At 40.3% G+C, this 15,856-nt stretch carries 14 protein-coding genes; 7 read left to right on the forward strand and 7 right to left on the reverse strand.

Going from position 1 to position 15,856, the window contains the following annotated elements; genetic code table 11:
- Window positions 1–192: 192 nt before the first annotated feature.
- The gene (locus RMY32_RS25210; protein WP_322710945.1) at window positions 193–609 is read left to right on the forward strand and encodes a XisH family protein; all 417 of its coding nucleotides are present in this window, start codon (window positions 193–195) and stop codon (window positions 607–609) included.
- A complete protein-coding gene (locus tag RMY32_RS25215) occupies window positions 597–932 on the forward strand; it encodes a XisI protein (protein WP_322710946.1) in 336 nt (111 codons plus the stop codon). Before RMY32_RS25210 ends, RMY32_RS25215 begins: the two co-directional genes overlap by 13 nt.
- A 208-nt stretch (window positions 933–1,140) precedes the next feature.
- On the opposite strand, the gene RMY32_RS25220 is transcribed toward RMY32_RS25215, so the two are convergent.
- Window positions 1,141–1,578 carry a hypothetical protein gene (locus tag RMY32_RS25220; RefSeq protein ID WP_322710947.1) on the reverse strand — a complete coding sequence of 146 codons (438 nt, stop codon included), beginning with the start codon at window positions 1,576–1,578 and terminating at the stop codon, window positions 1,141–1,143.
- Between the two features lie 948 nt (window positions 1,579–2,526).
- On the opposite strand from RMY32_RS25220, the gene RMY32_RS25225 reads away from it, so the two are divergent.
- From RMY32_RS25225 to mutS, 3 genes are all read left to right on the forward strand, one after another.
- A complete protein-coding gene (locus RMY32_RS25225; protein WP_322710948.1) occupies window positions 2,527–2,991 on the forward strand; it encodes a tellurite resistance TerB family protein in 465 nt (154 codons plus the stop codon).
- A gap of 620 nt (window positions 2,992–3,611) precedes the next feature.
- Entirely contained in the window at window positions 3,612–4,427 is an 816-nt protein-coding gene (locus tag RMY32_RS25230; protein ID WP_322710949.1) for a hypothetical protein, read from the forward strand.
- Window positions 4,428–4,649: 222 nt separating this feature from the next.
- Entirely contained in the window at window positions 4,650–7,313 is a 2,664-nt protein-coding gene (gene mutS, locus RMY32_RS25235) for a DNA mismatch repair protein MutS (protein WP_322711002.1), read from the forward strand.
- 72 nt (window positions 7,314–7,385) lie between these two features.
- Here mutS and RMY32_RS25240 read toward each other — a convergent pair whose 3' ends face one another.
- The 6 genes from RMY32_RS25240 to rpmI all read right to left on the reverse strand — a co-directional run bounded on the left by RMY32_RS25240 (window position 7,386) and on the right by rpmI (window position 12,298).
- Window positions 7,386–7,955 carry a peptidylprolyl isomerase gene (locus RMY32_RS25240; protein WP_322710950.1) on the reverse strand — a complete coding sequence of 190 codons (570 nt, stop codon included), beginning with the start codon at window positions 7,953–7,955 and terminating at the stop codon, window positions 7,386–7,388.
- Window positions 7,956–8,074: 119 nt separating this feature from the next.
- Entirely contained in the window at window positions 8,075–10,057 is a 1,983-nt protein-coding gene (locus tag RMY32_RS25245) for a primary-amine oxidase (RefSeq protein ID WP_322710952.1), read from the reverse strand.
- A 214-nt stretch (window positions 10,058–10,271) separates the two neighbouring features.
- Window positions 10,272–10,796, reverse strand: coding sequence for a tetratricopeptide repeat protein (locus tag RMY32_RS25250; RefSeq protein ID WP_322710953.1), 525 nt, complete (start codon window positions 10,794–10,796; stop codon window positions 10,272–10,274).
- Window positions 10,797–10,893: 97 nt separating this feature from the next.
- Complete coding sequence (locus tag RMY32_RS25255) at window positions 10,894–11,712, reverse strand: transporter substrate-binding domain-containing protein (RefSeq protein ID WP_322710954.1); 819 nt, start codon at window positions 11,710–11,712, stop codon at window positions 10,894–10,896.
- 12 nt (window positions 11,713–11,724) lie between these two features.
- Window positions 11,725–12,081 carry a 50S ribosomal protein L20 gene (gene rplT / locus RMY32_RS25260; RefSeq protein ID WP_322710955.1) on the reverse strand — a complete coding sequence of 119 codons (357 nt, stop codon included), beginning with the start codon at window positions 12,079–12,081 and terminating at the stop codon, window positions 11,725–11,727.
- A 19-nt stretch (window positions 12,082–12,100) separates the two neighbouring features.
- Window positions 12,101–12,298 (reverse strand): 50S ribosomal protein L35, encoded by a 198-nt coding sequence (gene rpmI, locus RMY32_RS25265; RefSeq protein ID WP_094350284.1) that lies wholly within the window; start codon window positions 12,296–12,298, stop codon window positions 12,101–12,103.
- Window positions 12,299–12,761: 463 nt separating this feature from the next.
- Here rpmI and RMY32_RS25270 point away from each other — a divergent pair, with 463 nt between their 5' ends.
- The gene (locus RMY32_RS25270; protein ID WP_322710956.1) at window positions 12,762–15,503 is read left to right on the forward strand and encodes a pentapeptide repeat-containing protein; all 2,742 of its coding nucleotides are present in this window, start codon (window positions 12,762–12,764) and stop codon (window positions 15,501–15,503) included.
- Window positions 15,504–15,605: 102 nt separating this feature from the next.
- A complete protein-coding gene (locus RMY32_RS25275; RefSeq protein ID WP_322711003.1) occupies window positions 15,606–15,773 on the forward strand; it encodes a transposase in 168 nt (55 codons plus the stop codon).
- Window positions 15,774–15,856: the final 83 nt, after the last annotated feature.

Below are 15,856 nucleotides of genomic sequence, written 5' to 3' on the forward strand. Positions count from 1 at the left end.
TAATCTAATTCAGTATTTGTATTTTTGAGTTAATTGAGGTGGCGGTTGCGCGACGTGCAACCGCCACTTCGTCCTGAACGAGCGCACGACTATTCAAGTGCAAAGTACCCACAGCTTGATAACCCGCAACTTGGGTTACTAGGTAAAATATACGGGCAGTTATATTAAGAATACGAACAAAGTTGTTTACTGATGTCAGCTAGAGATTTATTTCATGAAGCGGTAAAAAATGCACTCCAGAAAGAAAATTGGATAGTTACCGATGATCCTCTAAAAATAGAATTTGAGGAAGTGACGTTTAAAATAGATTTGGGTGCAGAAAGGCTGATAGCAGCAGAACGAGCAGGAGAAAAAATAGCCGTGGAAATTAAAAGTTTTGCGAGTAACTCTGCTGTTAGCGACTTCCATACGGCTTTGGGACAATTCCTGAACTATCAAATTGCACTCGAAGAAAAAGAACCAGAACGTCAATTATATTTGGCTGTTCCAGTTGATGCTTATGAAACATTTTTCCAGACCAGACTTGCTCAAATCGCGGTGCGGCGACATCAATTAAAACTAATAATATATGAACCAATTATGGAGATGATTGTGGAATGGACAAACTAGAGCAATATCGCCAATATATCCAAACTATTTTAACTAAACACGCTGAGTATAAACCTCAGCGTGAAGAGATTGAAAGTGAATTAATATTTGATCCAGTACACGACCATTATCAGTTGATGCGTGTAGGTTGGAATGGTTTAAGTCGCATTTATCACAGTGTCATTCATTTTGATATTAAAAATGACAAAATCTGGATTCAGCATAATATGACAGATATAGATTTAGCACAAGAACTTCTGGAAATGGGAGTACCAAAAGACGATATTGTGTTGGGTTTACAGCCACCTTATAAACGTCCGTACACAGGATATGGAGTGGCTTAAATAAAGGATATTGCAGATTCTTCGACAAGGGCGTAGGCGTAGCCTGTCGTAGACATCGCTACTATAAAATTCAGATGAATTAAAAGTAGGTTGGGTTGAGGCTTTGCAAAACCCAACAACACGATCCATGTTGGGTTTCCTTATGTCAACCCCACTTTAATACACGAATTTATGCTTGACAACGCACTAGATTTATGCAAAAAGTGAATTATTGCAGCAAAGGAGTTGTGCTTTTACCGTTAGTTGACGCATTCGCAATTGCAGCTTGAGCCGGTTCAGGGGAAAGAACCGCTACAACTGGAGCAACTTTTGAAATAGATTTTTTATTTCTTTTTCCATTAGAGCCGCCAGCTTTGGAATACTCTATACTGTTTCTGCCGTAGATAGTTGCAACTCCACTTAGCATTCGTTCAGACATTTCGGAGAGGGCTTTATCCATCTGGATTATTGTTTTACGCGATTCTTCAAGATTGGATACAAGCTTGTTATGAGCTTCTAAGGTTGCACGGGTAGTATTGATGAGGTGGTTGTAGGCTTCAATGTTTAATCCATGTCCTAAATCCAGATTTTCATCAACGGATTTAAGCAAGGCGAGACGAAGTTGGGCTTTGTCAACAGCAGCAGAACTACGAGTTCTTAAAGACATGAGATATCCTTTTTTTTAATAATTACTTTTTCAACATAGTGGAGTATCCTTTTGCCTGAAATGGGTAGTTTTGTGGATTGATTTCATTAAAACTTCAACGAAATAATTACTAGTTTGTCTGTATTTTTACTCATTTCCATATCTATTTGTTGTTTGAGAATAAGTGCAATCAGCAATTACCTTCGCCAAATCAACAATTGCGAACTCCAAATCAACAATTGCGTTCGCCAAATCAACAATTGCGAACTCCAAATTAACAATTGCGAACTCCAAATCAACAATTGCGAACTCCAAATCAGCAATTGCGAACTCCAAATCAACAATTGCGAACGCACAAGTCGAATTACCCCCTTTATAAGGCTACGGTGTATACACAAGTGTTGGTGCAGTGTATCTATCCCGCCTCGGAATAAATTTCGAGTCTCATAACGAAAGTCTTCTAAAACAGACTAAACAAGAAATTTAGTTTAGTCCTCTAAAAGAAGACTTTCGCTTATCAGCCCTGAACTAAAGTTCCGGGCGGGATATTTGCTCAGTGTGGAACTTTCACTTGAATAGAAATATTGGGTGGGTAAAATTTTTAGAGATGTGTGTACACCGTAGCCAATACATCGGGGAGCCATTGTGGTCTTGGGGTTTCCCCAAGTGGAGCAAGTGGCGTGAGGGTTAGGGTAGGGTAAAAACTTGGGTTTTTCAGCTATTTCAGACTTGTGTGTACACCATATCCCTTTAATTTACTTAGCATACACAAGTACTAAAAATCTCATCGCTTCAGGAAAATTAGCCGTTTTTATACGCAGATGAATATACTCTCTGCGTATTTTTTATGAAAAAAAGATTCATCCCAATGTATATTTTTGCATTCTTTTGGGAATCATAAATCGAGGAAGCATGATAAACCGCAAAATATGACTTCCTGAAATATCACGTAACTTTTAGAGGATAATTATGTCTAAACGCAAGTTGCCCAAAGGCTGTAGTGTTAGTTCAGTTGCTCTAGAACCAGAAGTGGCGATCGCAATTCTTGGGTTGTTTTCTGCTGCGGCTGATGGTGAAGGTATTTCTTCCAAAGAAGAATATGCTTTGAGTGAATTTCTCAGTCGGGTTGACTTATTTGAAGATTACTCTGAAGAAGACTTTGAAGAATTGACCGAAAAAGTCGTCAGCTTGATTGAAGAAGAAGAACCAGAAGATTTAATCGCCCAGTCTATCGAATCCTTACCCAATAGAAATTATCGCGAAGCTGCATACATCACAGCTATCTTAGTAGTAGGGATTGACGAAGAAGTACCCGAAAACGAACAAGATTATATCTCTGAACTTCAAGAAGCCTTAAATATTTCAGACGAACGCGCACAAGAACTCATAGACGCAGTGTTTGGAGAAGAAGACGAAGAAGAGGAAGAGGAGTAATATTTTTTGACTTGCAACCTCATACCATTTTGGATTTTAGACTTCGGCTACGCTCAGTCGAACGATTTTAGATTTTGGATTGTGAAATCTCCATTGATAAGTGTTTCAGTTTTCCATCTGTTGCAATCATTTTTCAAATTGGTATCAGTCATCAGAAAAATGGGTTTGAAACCCCGTGCTTCAGGCAATGCTTTAAAGTAATGATTTTGGAGTAATGAGTGGATGAAAAAATGGGTATTTACTCATTACTCATTACTCATTACTCATTACTCATTACTTATCACTCCAGAATCACCGCGCCTCCCTTGTCGGTGAGGATGTCATCTACCATCTTTAATTTGGGGTTGCTAATTTAGAATATGAAATAATTTTGTTTGAATTTAGTTGTTCAGATTCCCGACTTCATGAAGAAGTTGGGAATTTTGCATTGTATCAAAATTAATTCGATCAAGCATTAATAGTTAGAAACTATATCAAGTTCGGGTCATTAGTTGTATAATGTTTCCCAGTCTAATTAAGTACAATGATATTCATAATTGGTTTAGCCATTGTTGCTACTGTACCTTACTAGACTGAAAAATGCTATATGTGTCCTAAATAGTAAAGTAAGGAGGAGTATTATGGTTGCAACTGCGATCAAAAAAATCTCAATGGCTGTTGCCAGCTCTGCAATTGTTGCCTTAGTCGCAGGAGGAGTGTCACAGGCCGCAATTATTGTTCCTAATGAAGTAGAAGCTACAGAGGGTAATAGCAACAACAGTTGGCCATTCATCGGAAACTTTCAGGGTCGGTATCAGCAAGTTTTTGGCGCTTCAGAATTTGCATCCCTATCTGAACCTCAACTAATTAGCCAAATTGCCTTTCGTCCTGATAGCGATTTCGGCATTAGCAATGCTTTCTCATCGACAGTTTCTAGTATCCTAATTAACCTTTCTACGACAAAGAGCGCACCTGATAACTTGAGCAAAACCTTTGCAGATAATGTTGGGGTAGACAACATTACAGTGTTCAGTGGAGCTTTATCACTCTCCAGTGCCGATGAAGGTTCGGTATTTGGCCCGAAAAAGTTTGATATTGTTATCAATTTACAAAATCCATTTTTATACGATCCAACTAAAGGTAACTTATTACTTGATGTGAAAAATTTTGTTGGAGCTGATATGATATTTCTGCCTGTTCAGTTTGATGCCCAAGAAAATATCAGTATTAGTAATGGAGATTCCGATTCCGTATCGCGTCAATGGAGTTTTTATCCTAACTTTGCTAATGCTGATGGGCTAGACACAATAGGTTTAGTAACAAAATTTACATTTGAATCTGAGGTGGTCTCTGTCCCCGAACCTTCGGCAGCATTGGGTACACTGGCAATTAGTGTTTGGGGGGCGGCAGCATTACTAAAACGCAAACATCATAAGAAAACAACAATCAATTTGTAGTAACTTGAATTCTAAGGTGCGTAAACCTAGTTAATCAGCTATTTTGGCTTGTGTGTACACCGTAGCCAATACATCAAGGAGGGTTAGGGAGGGGTATTTTTGGACTTGATTAACTTGCAATTTGCTGTGAAGGTAAAATATCCTTGAGCGATCGCTATTCAACTTTCACATCACGTTATCATCGGATCTTGGGGAATTTCCGTGCATAACTCGATAGCATCTATGACCGCCTCTCACTCCGAAACTCCATCTACCAAGCCCGATGCAAGTACTTTTATTTCTGACCATCTACAGGTGGATCGCAGTAAGCTAAGTCAAATGTACTTGCATTATGTCGAGACGAAGGATAAATATCCTCACGCGGTATTGCTGTATCGGGTAGGAGATTTCTTTGAATGCTATTTCCAAGATGCAGTAAAAATAGCGCAAGAATTAGAATTAGTTCTCACTAGTAAGCAAGCTGGCGAACAAGGACGGGTGGCGATGTCTGGTGTTCCGCATCACGCTTGGGAACGCTACGCGACGATGTTAGTAGAAAAAGGCTATGCAGTAGTAATTTGCGACCAAGTGGAAGATGCTTCTGAAGCTGCTGGGAGATTGGTGCGGCGGGAAGTAACGCGCATTCTGACACCTGGCACTTTGCTAGAAGAAGGAATGCTCAAATCCAGTCGCAATAATTACTTAGCAGCAGTAGTAATTGCCGCAAATCATTGGGGTTTAGCTTATGCAGACATCTCTACAGGTGAATTTCTTACCACTCAAGGTAGCGATTTAGAACATTTGACCCAAGAATTAATGCGCTTGCAACCTTCAGAGGTGTTAGTACCGACAAATGCGCCCGATTTGGGTAGTTTGCTGCGTCCGGGAGAAACTTCGCCACATCTACCTGAGTGTTTGCCACCCTCATTTTGCTATAGTTTGCGATCGCAACTTCCCTTTTCTCAAGGAGAAGCTAAACCGAGATTATTGCAGAAATTTAAGGTGCGATCGCTCGAAGGACTCGGTTGCGATCGTCTTCCCCTCGCCGTTCGTGCGGCTGGTGGTCTTCTGGAATACCTGGAAGATACCCAAAAAGAAAACCCTGTCACCCTTCAAAGACTCCGCAGCTACACTGTCACCGACTACCTAATTGTTGACAATCAAACCCGCCGTAACCTAGAAATTACCCAAACCGTCCGGGATGGAACTTTTCACGGTTCCCTACTTTGGGCGTTAGATAAAACGAGTACAGCAATGGGTGGGCGTGCTCTGCGGCGGTGGTTGTTGCAACCCCTACTCGATATTAAAGGCATTCGGGCACGACAAGATACCATCCAAGAATTGATGGAAAATACGCCCCTGCGTCAAGATTTACGGCATTTGTTAAAGCAAATTTACGATCTAGAACGCCTCACAGGAAGGGCGGGTTCTGGTACAGCTAATGCTAGAGATTTAGTAGCTTTGGCAGATTCCCTCTCACGTTTACCGGAATTATCCAACTTAGTAGTTGAGACGCGTTCTCCCTTTCTCAAAGCTTTGCAGAAAGTCCCAAGTGTGTTGGAAGAATTAGCACAAAAGTTACATGCGCATCTTGTAGAGTCGCCACCCATACTAATCAAAGAAGGTGGATTAATTCGCCCCAGTGTTAATCCCTTGTTGGATGAAAGAAAAGCGACTGTAGAAGCAGACCAGCAATGGATTGCCAATTTGGAAGTTGATGAGAGAGCTAAGACAGGAATTTCCACCCTCAAGGTAGGATTTAACAAAACCTTTGGTTATTACATCAGTATTTCTCGCACCAAAGCCGACCAAGTACCCGCTAACTATATTCGCAAGCAAACTTTGACCAATGAGGAACGTTACATCACCCCAGATTTAAAGGAACGAGAAGCCCGAATTTTGACGGCGCGAGAAGATTTAAATCAGTTGGAATATGAGATTTTTACAGCATTGCGAGAAGAAGTAGCACAAGAGGCGGAAGTAATTCGCAATTTATCTCGTGCAGTTGCGGCGGCGGATGTCTTATGTGGTTTGGCTGAATTGGCGGTACATCAAGGTTACTGTCGTCCTGAAATATTGCCAGGGAGGGAGCTTAACATTGTTGATGGTCGTCATCCAGTGGTGGAACAGTCTTTACCTGCGGGCTTCTTTGTGCCGAATTCAACGCAATTGGGTCAAGAGTCATTAGCAGATGACCAAGGACAAATGACCAATGACAAAGGACAAATGACCAATGACATAGACGCGCTAGCGGCTTCCCGCAGGGTAGGACAAAGGACAAATGACAATCCCGATTTAATTATTCTTACCGGGCCAAACGCCAGTGGTAAAAGTTGTTATTTGCGTCAGGTAGGATTGATTCAGTTAATGGCGCAGATTGGTAGTTTTGTACCCGCGAGGTTTGCCAGATTGGGAATATGCGATCGCATTTTTACCCGTGTCGGTGCAGTAGATGATTTAGCAACTGGTCAATCTACGTTCATGGTAGAGATGAATGAAACTGCAAATATTCTCAATCATGCCACATCTAGGTCGCTGGTACTATTAGATGAAATTGGTCGCGGCACAGCAACATTTGATGGTCTTTCCATCGCTTGGGCGGTGGCAGAATATATAGCAGTGGATATTCGATCGCGCACAATTTTTGCCACGCATTATCACGAGTTAAACGAACTGGCTAGCATTATCCCGAATGTGGCTAACTATCAAGTGACGGTGAAAGAATTACCCGACCAAATTATCTTTTTGCACCAAGTTCAACCAGGAGGTGCTGATAAGTCTTATGGAATTGAAGCGGGAAGATTGGCGGGTTTACCAGCCGTAGTTATTCAACGGGCAAAACAAGTGATGGGGCAAATTGAAAAACACAGTAAGATTGCGATGGGGCTGCAAAATCTTGATGGATAAGCAAGTTTGTAGTAAGGACTTTAGTCCTTATTTTCTAAGCACTAAAGTGCTTACTACAAACCGAGGTGTTAATTACTGCCGAAAAATTTCTACTTTTTCTAACACCACTTCTTGATTTGGACGATCTCTAGTTGTAGGCACATTCGCAATCTTGCTAACTACATCTAGACCTTGGACAACTTCACCAAAAACACTGTGATTGTTGTCAAGGTGAGGTGTTGGTGCTTCTGTAATAAACCATTGCGAACCATTAGTACCGCGTCCGGCATTAGCCATCGACAGGATACCTGCACGAGTGTGTCTCAATTCAGGATGAAACTCATCTTCAAATTGATATCCCGGGCCACCAGTACCCCATCGGTTGGCTGTATCTAGATAACGACTCAGAGGATCGCCACACTGAATCATAAAATTAGGGATGACCCGATGAAAGCGAACGCCATCGTAAGCTGGAGTTCCCTTACCAGATTGACCTGTTTTCGGGTCTTTCCAGTCGATTGTTCCGGTTGCTAGACCGACAAAATTTTTGACAGTGTTGGGAGTTCGCTCTTCTTCCAAACGAACTACAATCTCACCCAAGGAAGTAATTAAACGAGCGTGCAGTGTTCCATCACCGGGAATATTAATTTCTGGAAAGTTCATTAGATATCCTATTTTAAGCAGTGCCAGTGTTTGAACTATATAAGTTTATCAGCATTCAAGTTACCGCCTTTAGACATAACAAAAAACCTGAAGGCAGGAAACTTGAGCCAACAAATATTTTACTCAGGCAAATTTATCGCTGGATTACGGCTAAAGAATCCTCTAGGGACTAACTTAAAGCCAACTCGATGAACAGGCATCACAGGCCAATCTTCCGATCGCGGAATATGAGTTACGCCCATTGTGTACCACAGTACAATATCTTCACCCAGCAAAGACTCATTGTCTGCAATATATTTCGGTAAACCTTGTCCGGGTTTCGTTTGGTTCGGATAATCGCCTCCAGCATAAAGTTCAGCAGGTTTATATTTTGTTACCCAGAGGTGATGAGTTGCAAATTCTGCCCGTTGACGGATTTTTGAACCTTCCACAGGGAAAAATATCGAGTTTCCTTCAGGCATCAGCATATATCCAGGTGCAGCACCGAGAGCATTCTTTTTGTCTGCACTAACAATCATCCATTCCCGACTGCTTTTCATATTCAAATCGCGCACAGCGGCCGTTTCTTCGGCTAGTGCGGTTTCTGCAAGTGCGATCGCATTTCCTAAAGGATTTTTCTCATCCATCGGCAAAGCTTTCACATTCATTTCCATCACAGAATTCACCTGACCATCGACATCGAAATCTAAGCGATAATTGAAAAAGTGTTGATGATTTACTCCAAAGATATTCTGAGCAATTAATCGACCATAAGAATCATCATCAGATTGCTTTTGGGCAGCCGTTCCCTGCGCCAATACAATACCCGTTAATTCATTTTGGACTTCTAAAGTCCCATCTTGGTGAAAGATCCAATTGATGCTGTAATCATAGTTATCAATGGCTACCGTCATCTTCATCACTAATTCTCGACTGCGACGGACATCATTACGCTGAGTATTATATTCATAATGTTTCCACAGCATTCCGTTGTCGCGTTCGTAGATACCGATAACCCCTGGTATTTGATAAGGTTCTCCCTGCTCATTAGCAAATACAGCATTTAACAACAAGCCATTTTCCGGAATTTCTTTACCTAATTCCATCGTATTTGCTAGTAAACCTAAGTTGTATTCTCCAACATCAAAGGCATTTCTAAATGACCAAGTAGGCTGAGGATCGCCATAAGGTACTACCATTTCTGAAAGGCTAGCGCGGTATAAAACTGGTCGAATCTTTTCCCCGTCTTTGTGCGTCACTTGGTAAAGCATTAATCCATTACGAGGATGCATTGAATAGCGAAACTTCCAATCTTGCCAACTAATTTCATTGTCTTCGATCTGGAAACTTCTACCATTAGGTTGGAGTATTTTTAATGCTTTAAGTGGTGACAGTAATTTACCCCAGGATTTGAGATCGTAATCCCAGTTTTCTTGAGAGAAAGGCACATTTCCTCTATCAACAAAACTGGCAATTTGACCCGTATTTAAATTGACTGTTGCTAAAACTCCTTCAATCGGACTACTGTAATAGTTCCAGCCTTTACCTTTGTAGTAAGATAAGCCGCGACAAAGACGATTACCTGTTGCTTCTTCCTGTTGGCTGAGAATTCCTGGTGCCCACCAACTGATTTTAACTCGCTCGAAATCGGTAATTCCCCGCTTTTGCATTGCTTTTTGCCATCGGGGATCGGCTTTAACTACCTGAGTTGCTAGTTCATATTCTGAATTAGCGATCGCAGGTTGAACAGACGGTATTTCTTTCCAAGAACTTAAGGTTTTGCTTTTGAGATCGACAATTCCTTCAAAGGTTTTGTTTTGTGAACGTTCATAGATTACCAAAAAAGCTTTTCGCCCAAAGACTTTACCAGGTGTAAAATTTAGAACTTCTTCTTTATCTGGTTCTTGTAAAGCAATAAGAGGAAAAGCTGCCATTTCGCTCAAATTTTTTTCTCTTTGGATGACCGAAACAGCTGTGTTAATTTCTACCTCAGTTAGTGAAGTGAGAGGATGGAAAATCGAAGACTGTTGAGCCGTCAATGTTTCCATTAATCCGATTGAGATAGAAATGACAACAATGATGGCAATAGCTAGCCATAAAAAACGCTTTAACCGCTTAATCATCTTTTACATTTTTACAAAAGACTTATAGTTATCTATTTCCAAACCTAAGATTGAAAACCGATAAATTAAGAGGCTAAAGCGAAATTAATTTGTTAATAGTTAGGGATTGGGAACTGGGTACTGGGGAGCAAGGACTGGGAAGAAATCTTTTCTAATACCCAATCCCCATTACCCTTTATCCCCAGAGGGGGCCCCACCTTCCCCAGTCCCCTATTTACGCAGAAACCAAACGACGTAAAGATTCAGCACGACGTTTAGCAATAGAGTTATTTGGAGCAAATTTAAGTGCTTCTTCGTAAGCTTGTAACGCCTGAGTATTTAATTTCTTCTTCTCGTATGCATGACCGAGATTATTCAATCCTGTCACGTAGTCTGGTTTAGACTTAAGAGCTTCTTTGTACTGACGAATTGCTAAATCATATTGCTCTTGGGTAAAATAAACATAGCCCAGTCCGTTGTAGATAGGGGCGATATTTTCTTCTCCCTCTTCTTCAGCAGCTTTGAGAGCTTTTTGAAATAGCGCGATCGCTGGAGAATACATTTTTTTTTCTGAATAAATACTGGCTAACTCATAATATTCTTGAGTCGTACCCTTTTCTTTCTCTAACTTCTTTCGCAACTTGGCAAAAGAGCCTTCAACCTTGCGAGTTTTGAAAATCTGGCGAAAAACACCCACGGCTGCAAGTGTGAGTATTACCACCAAAATTGAGAGATAAACAACGGCTAGACTGTTATCCATTACTGCAAATAGAAATATTATAAAGTTTGTTATTTGTCATTTGTCATTTGTCCTTTGTTATTCGCTAATGACCAATGACCAATAACAAATGACCAATTTACGGTAAACCCCAATATTGAGAGCGTTCCTGGAGCCAACCTTTTTCTAAATAACGAGCGATCGCTTGATTCACATTTCGTCTTAATTCATCGTACTGCAATCCCTTGGGCATGACTACACATAAGGGTTCAGTTGATAACTTAGTTGGCAGTAACCGATATTGAGGATATTGCTGTACCCAGCCGCTTAGAACACTAGCATCTGCGGCAAAGGCTATTGCGAGATTATTTTCTATTTGCTCTCGCGCTTCTTGATAAGAATTTACTCCTACTAACTCGGCGTTTGGTAGATAGTATCGCACTTGAGGAATGGTGCTGGAGTTGTAAAGTACGGCAATTTTTTGTTTTGCTAAATCGTTCAACTGCTGCACAGATGCATCTTTTGTAATTAATACAGTGCCATCAAAATAGTAGGGAACGCTGAAGCTAACTACGCGGGCGCGTGACTCGGTTGCTGTGACTCTAGCGATCGCAAAATCAACTTTCTTGTCTAAGACTACAAAAAGGCGATCGCGATTCGCTACAGATTGAAATTTTACAGCTTCGGCTTTACCACCAACCAAGTCAGATGCTAAACGCTTGGCTAAGTCAATTTCTAAGCCTTGCAAATTCCCGTTGTCATCTTTAAATCCCAAGGGACGCAAGTTATCTTTCACGGCAACATTTAAATAGCCCCGCTGCTGAATTTCTGACATTTCCGCAGCAGATGCAGTTAATCCCGTCCCCACTAGAGAAAAGCAAAAAATCCAAAATATAGTGGCGGATAATACCAGATGTAACCGAGTAATTGCTTGCCGTCTGTTACATCTGTTATACATCCCTCACCACCTTTATCCTTTAGCTTGAAGTGCCAATTGTGCAACTTTGCCGAAACTAGCTGGATCGAGGACTGCCAATTGCGCCAACATCTTGCGATTTAATTGGATATCAGCTTTTTTCAAGTTACCAATAAACTGGCTGTAACTCAAGCCGTGTTGTCTGGAAGCAGCATTGATGCGAGTAATCCAGAGGCGACGAAAATCGCGCTTTTTCTTTTTGCGATCGCGGTAGGCACTCCGTAGCGCCTTCATCACTTGTTGGTTGGCAGTTCTAAACAAAGTTGAATGGGAACCGCGAAAACCTTTAGCTAGTTTGAGAATTTTATTGCGGCGTTTGCGAGCTACATTACCGCGTTTTACCCGAGTCATAACTTATTTCCTAAAATACTTACAAATATGGGAGCATCAAGCGCACATTAAGTTCATCGCGTTCGTGTACAAGCGCACTCTTACGCATACCACGTTTTTTGTCAGAAGATTTGTGTTCTAAAAGGTGGCTTTTGAACGCTTTACGACGGACGATTTTACCGCTACCAGTGGCACGGAATCGTTTTGCCGCGGCTTTACGAGTCTTTAGTTTAGGCATGGTCTAGCTTTGATTCGACACGATCCATTATTATATACTATTAAAATTGCTATAACTGCAATTAAATAAAGGATTTAGCCAACGGCGATCGCTCTAGATCGAATTAATTTCACCTGTGACAACTCTCGCCGCTAGATTGCTTGCAATCTAGCGGGAGTATCTCAGATTCACAAAAGAGACTTTCTGCTTCATAGGCTAACGCCGGGATACCTTTAAGAACTATTCAAGAAATATCTGGTTACAGTGATCTGGGGACGTTGCAGCGTTATCTAGAGATCACGCCAGAGCAGAAGCGAAAGGCTGTTTCGGTAATTGGGTTTTAGATATTGAGCCAGTGCTGCTTAATTCTTAACCGAGATGTAATAGCATAGCTGTCTTACGCCTCCGCACGCCGAAAAAACGATAGAATGTATAAAAATTAATTGCTTATTGTCAAATTATACCTATATTTACTTACTGCTCTATGTCTGGCGAAACAGGAATTAAAGTTGAGAAACCCACATCAGTCTTACAGAAACAGATAAATGTAAAACCGAAAGAACTTATTACGTCTTTGAGCAAAGCTGCTATTAATGGTGCTTTTCTCAAGTGGGATGATTTAGCTGAAAATGGCGTAGAAATTCTTAGTTCTCTGGGACTTGATAGCAAACCAGGAGAAATAGCTGGGTTGCTAATTATCCGTTCCTTGATGCAGGCGATGCAGAATTTATTAGATGAAAATAAAGAACTGTTGGTTACGAAGCCAGATAATCTTAAAGATTTATACAAGCAACTTAATTCTACTCTTAAGAGCGAGGAATTAGTTATAGATGACGACTTTTTTAAACGTCCGACAGATTTATCAATTGTAAAATCAGCTAAAAATGGCTTTTGTAATTGGTTGGGAACCTTCACTGATAAAAAAATTGAAGCCAAGAGTATTAGTAATCGTCTTCCTACTTACTTTGTTAATGCTTTAAATACTCAGTGGATAACACATAACCAAGATTATGCTGTTATTAAAGAAGTTCTAGATACGCCATTTACTCAAGCGAATAAAGTAGAGCAAGGATGGTTGCGTTATCAGGCTTGGCTACAAAAGAAAATTGTAGAACCCATGTTTCTAGAGGCTTTTAGCCTAAAAGATGTTTATGTACCTCTGCGAGGTTATTACGAGCTTGAAATCGATTATTCATCAAAACAAAGATTAGATTCAAGCATCAATGATGGGAAAACTTATGAAAGAATTGTTATTCCTCTGAGAAATGAATTAGAAGGTTGGTTGCATCTAGCTAATCCTGATGATGCCATACGTTTGATTAGTGGTGGCCCTGGTAGCGGAAAATCTTCTTTTGCAAAAATATTTGCTGCACAAGTAGTGGAAATGGAGCTAATACGAGTTCTTTATATTCCACTTCACTTATTTAATCTTAAAGGCGACATAACAAAATCTGTAGGAGAGTTTGTTCAGGTTGATGGTTTTTTATCTCATAATCCTTTAGATTTGAATAACGGTGATTCACGCTTATTAATAATTTTTGATGGGTTAGATGAGCTATCTATGCAGGGTAAAATTGCTGAACAGGCAGCTAAAGAGTTTGTGGAGGAAGTTAGGATTAAAGTAAGGGAATTTAATCATGACAAAACTCGTTGTTTGCAGGTTTTAATTACCGGAAGAGAATTAGTTGTACAAGCCAATCACAGCAAATTTAGAAAACCACAGCAAATTCTGCATATTCTGCCATATCTAATCCAAGAAGAAACAAAGGATGGTAATTACGTTGATAAGCAAAATCTGCTAAAGCAAGATCAAAGACAGATATGGTGGCAATATTATGGTAAGGCGAAAGGAAGAAGATATAATGGATTACCTAAAGATTTAGATAAAAACAATTTACTTGAAATTACATCTCAACCTTTGCTAAATTATTTGGTGGCTTTGAGCTTTGAACGAAGTAAAATAAAGTTTACAGAAGACAGTAACTTAAACGTAATCTATGCTGATTTATTAGATGCAGTTTATGAACGTGGTTATGAAAAGCATGGATATCGTTTAATCGAGGGAATAACAAAAGACGAATTTCTTGGTGTTTTGGAAGAAATTGCTCTTGCTTGTTGGCACGGAGACGGTAGAACTACTACCGTTAGAGAAATTGAAAACCATTGTGACAACAGCGGTATGCGAGAGATTTTAAACCGTTTTCAAGATAGTTTTAATGAAGATTCTAAAGCCAGTATTACTCGTTTGTTAACAGCATTTTACTTCCGGGAGAGTGGAGGAGTCAGGCAAAGTGAGAAAACATTTGAATTTACTCATAAAAGTTTTGGTGAGTATCTAGCAGCCAAACGGATTGTGCAAGGACTCCAATTAATTCATGAAGATTTAGAAGAACGTAAGCAAAACTTCCGTAAAGGATGTGACGAACGAACAGCATTGGTTAACTGGGCGACTTTGTGTGGATCATCGGCGATGGATGAATACCTGTTTCGTTTTATTTGTGACGAAATTAGAATAATTTACGTACAAAATCCTTCACAAATTGCTGATTGGCAAAAGACATTATGCCGTTTAATTGAATTTATGTTGGCAAATGGAATGCCAATGGAAGGATTAAAAGAAAGACCTAATTTCTATGAAGAAATGCGACAGTCACGAAATGCTGAGGAAGCAATTATTGCTCTCTTAAATGCTTGTGCAAGAGTTACACAAACAATTTCAGATATTGTATGGCATTCTCATGAAGCTTTTGGAAGCTTGATATCAAGATTACAAGGTCAACGATTTGGGCCTAAAAATATACTTGTTTTTGATTGTCTCAGCTTTCTTAATCTTGAAACGTGTACTTTAGACATAAAAGATTTATACCGAGCAAACTTAGCTCATACGAATTTGAAAAATGTGGAACTTAATTTAGCGATTCTTGAATGGGCGAATCTTAAAGGGGCGATTCTTGAAGGGGCAATTCTTTTTAGGGCGGATCTTGAAGAGGCGAATCTTAAAGGGGCGAATCTTAAAGAGGCGAATCTTAAAGAGGCGATTCTTAAAGGGGCGAATCTTGAAGGGGCGAATCTTGAAGGGGCGAATCTTGAAGGGGCGAATCTTGAAGGGGCGATTCTTAAAGGGGCGATTCTTAAAGGGGCGATTCTTGAACAGGCGATTCTTGAACAGGCGATTCTTGAACCTAACTTTCGTAATAAAACTGGCGACGAAATTTTTCCTGCTTGAACTAGTAGCACAACCTGTAAACATTAAACCAAAAAGTTTTTAAGAGAAGAGTGATCGCTAATCAAACTTACGTACTGTAAAGTGCTAGATAGTACTACTTACATAAATAATACTTATACTATTCTGAAAGGTTTCAAAAGTTTACTGGTTAATCAGTTTTACAACAAACCAGTATTTTGGACAGCTGCATACTTCGTTGCTTCGTGCGGAGGCGTTACCCTTGAAGAACTTAAATCTTACGTTGAGAAACACAGCAGCCCCGACAACTAAAATAATTGCTGGCTTCGGGGGCATTGAACCCCACTCAGCCATCCCTCCTATCCCCCGTCACCCCCAAGTTTGTGACTGTGGCG

Origin of the sequence: Nostoc sp. ChiSLP03a, from assembly GCF_034531215.2 — a bacterium.
GTDB lineage: Bacteria > Cyanobacteriota > Cyanobacteriia > Cyanobacteriales > Nostocaceae > Nostoc.

Excerpts from the sequence above, each read along its gene's own strand:
- RMY32_RS25255 (WP_322710954.1), bottom strand. The coding sequence starts at position 11,712 with ATGTATAACAGATGTAACAGACGGCAAGCAATTACTCGGTTACATCTG.
- RMY32_RS25250 (WP_322710953.1), bottom strand. The coding sequence starts at position 10,796 with ATGGATAACAGTCTAGCCGTTGTTTATCTCTCAATTTTGGTGGTAATA.
- RMY32_RS25270 (WP_322710956.1), top strand. The coding sequence starts at position 12,762 with ATGTCTGGCGAAACAGGAATTAAAGTTGAGAAACCCACATCAGTCTTA.
- RMY32_RS25240 (WP_322710950.1), bottom strand. The coding sequence starts at position 7,955 with ATGAACTTTCCAGAAATTAATATTCCCGGTGATGGAACACTGCACGCT.
- RMY32_RS25245 (WP_322710952.1), bottom strand. The coding sequence starts at position 10,057 with ATGATTAAGCGGTTAAAGCGTTTTTTATGGCTAGCTATTGCCATCATT.
- RMY32_RS25225 (WP_322710948.1), top strand. The coding sequence starts at position 2,527 with ATGTCTAAACGCAAGTTGCCCAAAGGCTGTAGTGTTAGTTCAGTTGCT.
- RMY32_RS25220 (WP_322710947.1), bottom strand. The coding sequence starts at position 1,578 with ATGTCTTTAAGAACTCGTAGTTCTGCTGCTGTTGACAAAGCCCAACTT.
- rpmI (WP_094350284.1), bottom strand. The coding sequence starts at position 12,298 with ATGCCTAAACTAAAGACTCGTAAAGCCGCGGCAAAACGATTCCGTGCC.
- mutS (WP_322711002.1), top strand. The coding sequence starts at position 4,650 with ATGACCGCCTCTCACTCCGAAACTCCATCTACCAAGCCCGATGCAAGT.
- RMY32_RS25210 (WP_322710945.1), top strand. The coding sequence starts at position 193 with ATGTCAGCTAGAGATTTATTTCATGAAGCGGTAAAAAATGCACTCCAG.
- rplT (WP_322710955.1), bottom strand. The coding sequence starts at position 12,081 with ATGACTCGGGTAAAACGCGGTAATGTAGCTCGCAAACGCCGCAATAAA.
- RMY32_RS25215 (WP_322710946.1), top strand. The coding sequence starts at position 597 with ATGGACAAACTAGAGCAATATCGCCAATATATCCAAACTATTTTAACT.
- RMY32_RS25230 (WP_322710949.1), top strand. The coding sequence starts at position 3,612 with ATGGTTGCAACTGCGATCAAAAAAATCTCAATGGCTGTTGCCAGCTCT.